Source organism: Enterobacter sp. Li2LvB3, assembly GCF_056156645.1.
Genome location: NZ_JBSICG010000066.1, coordinates 1 through 1064, shown reverse-complemented (window position 1 = coordinate 1064; position 1064 = coordinate 1). Strand labels below are relative to the sequence as shown.

Here is a 1064-nt window from a genome sequence, read left to right as displayed (position 1 = left end):
CTGACCGCTGCAATCACTACCGTTCTGGCAAAAACCTACGGTGGTTCTGCTCGTGCATTCGACCAGATCGATAACGCACCAGAAGAAAAAGCTCGTGGTATCACCATCAACACTTCCCACGTTGAATACGACACCCCGACTCGCCACTACGCACACGTAGACTGCCCAGGCCACGCCGACTATGTTAAAAACATGATCACCGGTGCTGCGCAGATGGACGGCGCGATCCTGGTAGTTGCTGCGACTGACGGCCCAATGCCTCAGACTCGTGAGCACATCCTGCTGGGTCGTCAGGTAGGCGTTCCTTTCATCATCGTGTTCCTGAACAAATGCGACATGGTTGATGACGAAGAGCTGCTGGAACTGGTAGAAATGGAAGTTCGTGAACTTCTGTCTCAGTACGATTTCCCAGGCGACGATACCCCAATCGTTCGTGGTTCAGCTCTGAAAGCGCTGGAAGGCGAAGCAGAGTGGGAAGCAAAAATCATCGAACTGGCTGGCTTCCTGGATTCTTACATCCCAGAACCAGAGCGTGCGATTGATAAGCCATTCCTGCTGCCAATCGAAGACGTATTCTCCATCTCCGGTCGTGGTACCGTTGTTACCGGTCGTGTAGAGCGCGGTATCGTTAAAGTTGGTGAAGAAGTTGAAATCGTTGGTATCAAAGAGACTGCGAAGTCTACCTGTACTGGCGTTGAAATGTTCCGCAAACTGCTGGACGAAGGCCGTGCTGGTGAGAACGTAGGTGTTCTGCTGCGTGGTATCAAACGTGAAGAAATCGAACGTGGTCAGGTACTGGCGAAGCCAGGCTCAATCAAGCCACACACCAAGTTCGAATCTGAAGTGTACATTCTGTCCAAAGACGAAGGCGGCCGTCATACTCCGTTCTTCAAAGGCTACCGTCCACAGTTCTACTTCCGTACAACTGACGTGACCGGTACCATCGAACTGCCAGAAGGCGTTGAGATGGTAATGCCAGGCGACAACATCAAGATGGTTGTGACTCTGATCCACCCAATCGCGATGGACGACGGTCTGCGTTTCGCAATCCGTGAAGGCGGCCG

At 52.5% G+C, this 1064-nt stretch carries 1 protein-coding gene; it reads left to right on the top strand.

The genetic code is table 11. The features are described 5' to 3' along the window. Positions 1 to 1064: elongation factor Tu (gene tuf, locus ACS603_RS23430; RefSeq protein WP_474945019.1), on the top strand; the 1064-nt coding region annotated here is incomplete at both ends.